10 protein-coding genes are annotated in these 7,812 nt (G+C 72.1%); all 10 read left to right on the top strand.

Translation table 11 applies throughout. The annotated features are described in order from the left end of the window. Window positions 1-147: 147 nt before the first annotated feature. Entirely contained in the window at window positions 148-387 is a 240-nt protein-coding gene (locus ACYQ8Q_RS44805; RefSeq protein ID WP_460073940.1) for a hypothetical protein, read from the top strand. 647 nt (window positions 388-1,034) lie between these two features. Next, the gene (locus ACYQ8Q_RS44800) at window positions 1,035-1,208 is read left to right on the top strand and encodes a hypothetical protein (protein ID WP_460073938.1); all 174 of its coding nucleotides are present in this window, start codon (window positions 1,035-1,037) and stop codon (window positions 1,206-1,208) included. 37 nt (window positions 1,209-1,245) lie between these two features. Beyond that, on the top strand, window positions 1,246-1,464 hold the full coding sequence (locus ACYQ8Q_RS44795) for a hypothetical protein (RefSeq protein ID WP_460073935.1): 219 nt from the start codon (window positions 1,246-1,248) through the stop codon (window positions 1,462-1,464). A gap of 210 nt (window positions 1,465-1,674) precedes the next feature. Next, window positions 1,675-3,612, top strand: coding sequence for a MarR family transcriptional regulator (locus ACYQ8Q_RS44790; RefSeq protein ID WP_460073933.1), 1,938 nt, complete (start codon window positions 1,675-1,677; stop codon window positions 3,610-3,612). Then, window positions 3,612-3,902, top strand: a complete 291-nt coding sequence (locus ACYQ8Q_RS44785; RefSeq protein WP_460073932.1) for a hypothetical protein — start codon at window positions 3,612-3,614, stop codon at window positions 3,900-3,902. The genes ACYQ8Q_RS44790 and ACYQ8Q_RS44785 overlap by 1 nt, the downstream gene beginning before the upstream one ends. Further along, window positions 3,899-4,807, top strand: a complete 909-nt coding sequence (locus ACYQ8Q_RS44780; protein ID WP_460073930.1) for a protein spdB — start codon at window positions 3,899-3,901, stop codon at window positions 4,805-4,807. Before ACYQ8Q_RS44785 ends, ACYQ8Q_RS44780 begins: the two co-directional genes overlap by 4 nt. Continuing rightward, complete coding sequence (locus ACYQ8Q_RS44775; RefSeq protein WP_460073928.1) at window positions 4,804-5,007, top strand: hypothetical protein; 204 nt, start codon at window positions 4,804-4,806, stop codon at window positions 5,005-5,007. Before ACYQ8Q_RS44780 ends, ACYQ8Q_RS44775 begins: the two co-directional genes overlap by 4 nt. 66 nt (window positions 5,008-5,073) lie before the next feature. Beyond that, complete coding sequence (locus tag ACYQ8Q_RS44770; protein WP_460073926.1) at window positions 5,074-5,316, top strand: hypothetical protein; 243 nt, start codon at window positions 5,074-5,076, stop codon at window positions 5,314-5,316. Between the two features lie 656 nt (window positions 5,317-5,972). After that, window positions 5,973-7,337 (top strand): rep family protein, encoded by a 1,365-nt coding sequence (locus ACYQ8Q_RS44765; RefSeq protein WP_460073942.1) that lies wholly within the window; start codon window positions 5,973-5,975, stop codon window positions 7,335-7,337. 174 nt (window positions 7,338-7,511) lie between these two features. Beyond that, a partial coding sequence (locus ACYQ8Q_RS44760; protein ID WP_460073924.1) for a hypothetical protein occupies window positions 7,512-7,812 on the top strand: 301 nt, incomplete at its 3' end.

Raw genomic sequence — 7,812 nt, 5'->3', positions numbered from 1 at the left:
ACCAGGTGCCGCCCCCGGATGCCCCGGCCGCTCAGCCGGAGCTCCCGTTGCCGTTCGGTGGCCTTGGTCTGCTGTCCTCCCCGCCGCCGGACCGTCAGACCTGATCACTACGGTGGGTCGCTCAGTGATCACGGGGAGGGCGGCCTGATGTGGGACCAGGAGCACGACCAGGACCAGCACTTAGCGGGAGCTCTCGCCGCGTTGCTGCTGGTCGGGGTGACGCTGATCGTCCGGGAGGCGGTGGGTCTGTGGTCTGCCGCAGGCCTCGGCATGGGGGCGGTCCTGGCCGCCTTCTGGGGTCCGGCCGCCGCCCGCCGCCTGGCCGTCGCGCTCGCCGTGCGGCGCTTTCGCCGGCACCTCGCCGCCCACGAACGCGCGGCCGGATGACCAGCCACGACGACACTCGCGGCTGCGAGCCGCGAAGCCCGAGCGGAACACCGGGCTCGGCCCCATCGCGGCAGCAGCTGCTCCCCGCCCGCCACAGACGGGCGGTGCGTTCGCCTCACGCGCCTGCATCCGTGACGGCGGGGGTACGGCGGCCCGCCCCACTCCTGGCCCGTCAGACGGCCGTTCAGGCCCGCCGGGCACCCCTCCCCTCCCCGCCAGCCTGTCTACGAGCACAACGGCGTGGCCGCAGTCGGCGGACGGCTGGCCATGTAAACCCCGGCGGGATGCCGCAGTTGGACCAGGGGAGGCCTACAGAGCCGCTGTGCGCCCCGTGGAGCCTCGAACGGCCCGTCGGTGGACTCGGTGCCCTGGGGCGTGGGTTGAGGCCGTCAGACGGCCGTCAGTGGCTATTCCCGGTTAACTCCGGCTGCCCGGCGGCCCGGTCCGGGGCCGGGGCGGCGCGGGGCGGAGACATGAGCGCGGGCCCGGACGCGGGCCGGGCCGCGCGGCCCGCTCGCGGGCCGCCTTGAACCAGTAGAGAAAGTTTGAACGCGAAAAATGCAGCCTGACTCGCTTGCGCAAGCTGATACGACGTGTCAATCTGAACTGGCACGGCAACCAGAACACCACTGTGGGAGGGACTGACCATGGGCTGGAAGCAGCAGCGGGCCGAGATCAAGCGACTGATGGACCTGCGCCCGGACCCGGACGGACGTCACGGCGATGAGTCGCAGGAGGCGCGGGCGATCAACGACGAGCTGAACAGGCGGCTTGAGGAACAGCCGGTGTGGCGTCGCGGCCGGATCTTCTACGGCGGCTGAGGTGACGCACACTGACACAATCAGTCAGGCTGACGCCATGACGCAGAAATCACCGGCCGAACTCAGGGCCGAAGCCGAAGAGGCGATCAAGACGCTCGGACAGAAGCGGATCAAGCTGCTGGCCCAACTCGAAGAGGTAGACCGGGAGCTGCGCCCGCTGATCGCGGAGGCGGTCCGGATGGAGGTCCCCTACCGCCGGATCAACGAGCTGACGGCGGTGGCCCCGAACACGGCGCGAGCCTGGTCCAAAAGCTAGATCAACTAGGCGTCTCTCGCGCGCGCACGCGTAGGGCCCCCTCCCCGGAAACCGGGTCAACCTGGAAACCCCCAGGTCACACGCGGTTGCGGGGGTGCAACCGGGCACGCGAGCGCAACCGAGGCAGCAACCACCACAAAACAGGCGGGCCGGAGCCCCGCGCGAACGAGTCTCCGGCCCTAGATCCACGTACCTCGCGAAAGGACAACCGTGGACCTGAAGGCAGTTTCTACGAAGATCGCGAACGGCTCCAAGTCGGCGATCAGTTCGGCCATGAACATGGCCGATGCGTGCGCGCCTGCGTTCGCTCCGTTCGCCCACCGCTGGGATGCGGAGGCGGACCGCCGGATGGCGCTCCGGACCCCGGAGAACCTCAAGGCGCTGATCGAGGCGCAGAAGAAGAACACGTCCGCCCGCGCCACGGCGGCCACCGCCAAGGCCCAGCGGCAGGCGGCCCGGAAGTCGTCCTCGGTGCTCAGCTCCTCGCGCCGCGCGGCCCGTACGGCCGACCGGGCTGCGAGCGGTCACGCCAAGGTCGCGCGGCAGGGCTTGGACGCGGCGCGGAAGAACTACCCGCAGCCGCTCGCGCGGCTCGCGGTCAAGCTGCACGCGCTGCACGCGGTCCCGGCCGTCGCCGCGACCTACGTCATGTCGGACGCGGGCGACTGGACGACTTGGCCGGCACTTACGTCCGCCGGGCTGATCGCCCTGAACACGGGCGCGCTGTGGCTCGGTCGCCGCGAGGTCCGCGTGCGGCTCGACGACGACCTGAGCATCGAGGAGCGGCAGCTTGTCGAGCGGCTCGACCCGGCGTTCTGGGTCGCCCACGCCGAGGAGCGAGGGTTGGGCGGCACGGTCACCACGCCCCCGGAGGTCACACAGGCCGGGATCGAGTGCGGGGTGCGGCTGGACGGCAAGTGGTCCACCGACGCGCTGAAGAAGGCCGAGGCCAACGTGCGCGCGCTGCTCGGCGTGCGGACCGAGCTGCCGATGCTGGTCAAGGACGGGAGCCGGGGCGGCTGGGCGGTCATGGTCTTCCGCACCCGCAGCGCGGCCGACGGCGCGGACCTGCGCTGGACTCCCGGCTCCGCGTTCGGCGTCGACACCGTCACCGGCGAGGAGAAGGTGATCAGGCTCGGCCAGCGGATGCTGATCGCCGGACGGTCCGGCGCCGGTAAGAGCTGGTCGGCTCGCCCGCTGCTGTTCGAGGCGTCCGACGGCGAGGCGCACGCGCTGGTGATCATCGACCTGAAGAAGGTCGAGGCCCGGCTGTGGGAGCACCGGGCCCGCACCGCGTCGACCCCGGCGGACGTGATCGCCGTCGTCGCCGAGCTGGTCGAGGAGATGACCGAGCGTCTCGACCTGGTCCCGCGCGGCGAGGACACCATCCAGCCGACCCGCGACCTCCCCCGGATCACCGTGTTCGTGGACGAGGGCGCGGAGGTCATGACCAACGCCAAGGCTGCGCTGGAGGGCCTGGAGTCGATCGCCCGCATGGGCCGGGCCGCCTGCATCGACCTGTGGTGGGCGACGCAGAAGCCGACCATGTCCGGCGCGTCCGCCGGTATCCCGGCGCAGATCGCCCCGCAGCTCTCCACCGTGGTCTGCCTCTCGGTCCGCACGCCGACCGAAACCCGCACCGTCCTCGGCGAGGACGCGCAGGCCAAGGGGTGGAACGCGGACGAGCTCCCGGCCCCCGGCTACGCCCTGGTCCGCACCGACTCCCCGAAGGACAGGCCCAACCCGGTCAAGACCCGCGCCCTGTCCCCGAAGGACGTCATCGCGCTCCCGGACCAGCCGATCTGGCAGCGCAAGGGCGCGCCTGCACGAAGTGCCGGCGCGCCCGACCTCGGCCCGCTCGGCCTCCGGCTCATCAAGGACGGCGACTTCCTGCTCGCCCCGCCCGCGACCGAGGCCGCGGCCGAGGTTCCCGCGCAGAAGAGGCCTGAGCCGACCAACCGGGAGAAGGTCGCGGCCGCGATCAGGGCGGGAGCCAAGACGGCGGCTGACGTCGCCCTGGTCACCGGTATCAACAAGGGCACCGTCTCCAAGGCGGTCAAGTCGCTCGTGGACGCAGGCGAGATCGTGAAGGCGGAGGACGGCACGCTGTCCGTCGCCACAACGCAGGCAGGGGAGGTGTCGGCCTGATGCGTACTCACCTCACCGCCCAGCAGGCCGCCGGGCACGTCCCGGCCGACCTGGTCCCGCCCGGTGCCGACCCGCGCACGGTCGTGATCGTGCAGCAGGCCCCCCGCTCGTACACCGGGCCCGTGGTCCTGGTCCTGGCCGCCGCCCTCGGCTCCGGCCTCGTGATCTACCTGCTGATGCTGCTCGTGCAGGCGACCGCCGACGCGGCTGAGCAGATCATCACGGCGGCCGGGAGCGTCGGCCTCGGTGGAGGCGTCACGCTCCAGCTCGCGAAGGGGGCCAAGCGATGAAGCGGCTCAAGAGGCTCGCCACGGTGGGCCCGGCCGTCGCCATGACGGCGGTGTCCATGGTTCTCACCCTGGCCGTGGTTGTGATGTGGCTCGGCCCGGCCGTCGGCCTCCCGGTCGCCCTGGTCGTCGGCCTCGGCATCGACGGCGGATGGCTGGCCACCCTCGCCTACGAGCGGCGGCTGGCCGCGCAGGGCGACCACTCGGCCCCGGTCACTGCGGTCGGCTGGATGTTCGGTGCGATCGGCACCGGCGTCCTGGTCGCCCACGCGCTGACCGCCGAGGACGGGGGTGCCGGCCCATGGCTCGCCGTCGCCTGGCTGCCGCTCGCCGCCAAGGCGCTGTGGCTCGTGCACGGGCTGTGGGAGCGGACCGCGCTCACCCCGGACGCGATCGGCCGGATCCGGGAGATCCAGCAGACCGCCCGCGACCTGGCGGCCGTCGCCCGCGCCGAACTCCGCGCGCAGGCAGCCACCGAGCAGACCCGGCTGACGGCCGTGACGGAGGCCGGGTCACGCGTCGCACGCACGCAGGCCAAGACCGCCGAGACCCTCGCCGCAGCCTGGTCGACGCTGGAGGCGGCCCGCGAGGGCGACGACACCGCACGTGCTCTGACCTGCGTGACAGAGCGCGTCACGCCCGGTGTCACGGGCGTCACGGAGGCCCGTTGGGAACTCCCGGTGTGGGGCCCGGTGGAGGCCGTGCCTGCCATCGAGGCCGCGCCCGCGCTGACCGACACCGATCTTGAGTGGATCGTCACCGACATCATCGGCACCGAGGCCCAAGGGGGCCGGTCGGTCTCCTACCGGGAGGTCGCGGCGCTGTTCCGGGCGGCCGGTCACTCCGCCGGGGAGACGCGACTGCGGAACGCCTGGCGGCGCGCCACCGGCCGTGAGGAGGCCGCGTGATCGCTCTCGCCTACCTCGCCACCGTCGCGGGCAGCGTCCTGGTCCTGGCCGTGGTCCTGCTCCGCCGCCCGGCACCAACCCCGCCGCCCCCGGCACCGGTCGTCGGACCGGCCGCGCTGCCCGTCGGTGCCGAGGCGGAGGTCCGGGTGATCCTCACCGCCGCCACCCAGCTCGCCGCCCGACTCGCACAGGCCGCCTGACCACTCGCCCGCCGGGGGCCTGCCAAACGGCCGGCACCCCGGCCCCCACCCGAGGAGACTCGACCGATGGACGAGCCCAACCCGATCTACAGCGACAGCAAGGGCCGCACGACGGCCGACCGCATCGCGGCCGTGAGGCGCGGCGGCAACCCGGTCACCGACCAGCAGCGGGAGGACGCGCGCCTCCTGCTGGAGAGCCTGCTCCTGGCCGCCGTGAAGCACGGCGTCACCCTGGATGACTTCGACTGGACCATCGACCTTCCGGGCGGCTGCCTCGACATCGTCCTCGCCAAGACCCGCAAGGCCTGACCAGCAAAAACGCCCCGCCGGTCCCACCGGCGGGGCTTTCTTCGGCCCTTCAAGTCACACCAGCCCCAAGAGGGTCAGGGAGTCGGCTCCCTGAACGTCCGTCACATGTGGCAGGCTCGTCCCTCAACAACTCCAGAAACGCGGCGAGGCCCGGTGCTCCAACACCGGACCTCTTGCCGCGAACACCAAGATCCATCGGTTCCTAGGCCACAAGGATTGGTGCTCACGTAGTGCGTTCCCATGATGCAGGACCCCAGGCCCCCGTGGCGACCGCGTCTGTCGACGCGTCGCTGATCAGGGGCTCTCGCGTGCCTGGCCCCCGCTGCTGCTGCGGGACCCCGATTCAGCACACACCGGGCAAACGGCCCAAGATCTACTGCTCCGACCGCTGCCGCATGGCCGCGAAGCGAGCCATCACCCGTGGGCTGGGGAAGCTGGCCGACGGCAAAAACGAACACCTTGGGAAAGAAACAACAGAGTTTCCCGCACCCCTCCGACCTGCGGAAACGCGGCGGGGGGCAAATCCGGTCGCGGTGGGGAAGCCGGTCGACCGGGAGGCGTCGGCCCGCGCCCGCAAGGCGGCCCGCTACGCCCGCCGCCGGACCCTGTGGCGGGTCACCGGGGACGCCGCGTGCAAGGGCTGCGGACGCGCCCTGATGGACCCGGCATCCGGCGTGATCGTCGCTCAGACCGCCGCCGGGACCTCCGTGGTCCTCGGCCTGATGCGCTGCGGCCGCATCTGGCTCTGCCCGGTCTGCGCCGCCACGATCCGACACAAGCGGGCCGAGGAGATCACCACCGCCGTGGTGGAGTGGATCAAGCAGGGCGGGACCGCCTACCTGGTCACCTTCACCGCCCGCCACGGACACACCGACCGCCTCGCCGACCTCATGGACGCCCTCCAGGGCACCCGCAAGACCCCGGACGCCCCCCGGCGCCCCGGCGCCTACCAGCGGCTCATCACGGGCGGCACGTGGGCCGGACGCAAGGCCTCGGACGGCGACCGCCACCGCGACCGTGACGGCATCCGAGACCGAATCGGCTACGTCGGCATGATCCGGGCCACCGAGGTCACCGTGGGGCAGGTCAACGGCTGGCACCCGCACATCCACGCGATCGTGTTCGTGGGCGGCCGGACCGAGGGCGAGCGTGCCGACAAGCGCGTGGTCGACGTCTTCGAGCCGACCGAGAGCGCACTGACGGAGTGGCAGGACCAGTGGCGTTCGGTGTGGACCGGCGCCCTGCGCAAGGTCAACCCGGCGTTCACGCCGGACGACCGCCATGGGGTGGACTTCAAGCGGCTGGAGACCGAGCGCGACGCGAACGACCTCGCCGAGTACATCGCCAAGACGCAGGACGGCAAGGCGCCAGCGCTCGAACTCGCCCGCGCCGACCTCAAGTCGGCGACCGGCGGGAACGTCGTCCCGTTCGAGCTGCTCGGCAGGATCGGCGACCTGACCGGCGGTGTCCCGGAGGAAGAGGCGGCCGGGCAGGGTTCGCTGGAGTGGAACCTGCGTCGCTGGCACGAGTACGAGCGGGCGACCAAGGGGCGTCGGGCGATCGAGTGGACCCGCTACCTGCGGCAGATCCTCGGCATCGAGGGCGGCGACACCGAAGACGACGACCTCGACTTGCTCTTGGCGGCCGACGCCGAGGGCGGCGAACTGCGGGCCGGGGTCGCGGTCACGGATGAAGGCTGGTCGGCCGTCGCCCGCCGCGGGCTCGACCTTGAGGCGGTGCAGGCGGCCGAAGGCACCGACGGCAACACCGACCCGGCCGCCATGGGCGAGCGCGTCCGTGAGGTCCTGGCGCTCGCCGACGTCGCCGACACGGTCGTCGTGCTCACCTCCGTTGAGGTGGCGGAGGCGTACGCCGCGATGCTCGACTCGCTCGCCCTCCGGCGCGAGGAAGCAGCTGCCCGACGCCGACGCGAGAACGACGACCAGGAGCACGACCAGGAGCACGACGCCGACGCTGGCCGCGACCGGGCCGCCCGCCACATCGCACGGCTGCGGAACTGACCCACTCGCCGCCGTACGTCATCCCGGTGACGTACGGCGGCCGTCGGAGACGTACGCGCCGTCCCGGCCGGGACCGAATCCGCGGGGAGGTCCTCGCCCCGCCGGCACTTCGTGCAGGCGGTCCGTCGGACCGATCGGCCGCGCCATGAGACGTGCCGCGTACGGTCCTCGGTCATGAGCACCGACATCCCCAGGGACGCCGACGGACGGCGGCTGTGCGAGCACTGCCACACCAAGCCCGTGCCGGAGTCCCGTGGCACCAAGCCCCGCCGCTACTGCTCCCGGAACTGCGTGCAGCGGGCCTACGAGGCACGCAAGGTCCGGGAGGCGATCGTGACCTCTGTGGCCGTGGCCGTCGCACGCGACCGAGCAAAGTCACGTGAGGTTGCCTCGGATGGCCGAGGAACCTCACGTGACTTTCCAAAGCCGCAGGTAGATCCCCTGGTTGCGCCCGTCCCGGACCCGCGCCGGGACT

Source organism: Streptomyces sp. YKOK-I1, from assembly GCF_054660435.1.
Note: the sequence above shows the minus strand (reverse complement) of the source record. Positions and strands in the feature narration are given on the sequence as shown.

What these genes read in the sequence shown, in the direction of transcription:
- ACYQ8Q_RS44780 (WP_460073930.1), top strand. Translation starts at nt 3,899, where the DNA reads ATGAAGCGGCTCAAGAGGCTCGCCACGGTGGGCCCGGCCGTCGCCATG.
- ACYQ8Q_RS44770 (WP_460073926.1), top strand. Translation starts at nt 5,074, where the DNA reads ATGGACGAGCCCAACCCGATCTACAGCGACAGCAAGGGCCGCACGACG.
- ACYQ8Q_RS44800 (WP_460073938.1), top strand. Translation starts at nt 1,035, where the DNA reads ATGGGCTGGAAGCAGCAGCGGGCCGAGATCAAGCGACTGATGGACCTG.
- ACYQ8Q_RS44765 (WP_460073942.1), top strand. Translation starts at nt 5,973, where the DNA reads ATGGACCCGGCATCCGGCGTGATCGTCGCTCAGACCGCCGCCGGGACC.
- ACYQ8Q_RS44785 (WP_460073932.1), top strand. Translation starts at nt 3,612, where the DNA reads ATGCGTACTCACCTCACCGCCCAGCAGGCCGCCGGGCACGTCCCGGCC.
- ACYQ8Q_RS44795 (WP_460073935.1), top strand. Translation starts at nt 1,246, where the DNA reads ATGACGCAGAAATCACCGGCCGAACTCAGGGCCGAAGCCGAAGAGGCG.
- ACYQ8Q_RS44805 (WP_460073940.1), top strand. Translation starts at nt 148, where the DNA reads ATGTGGGACCAGGAGCACGACCAGGACCAGCACTTAGCGGGAGCTCTC.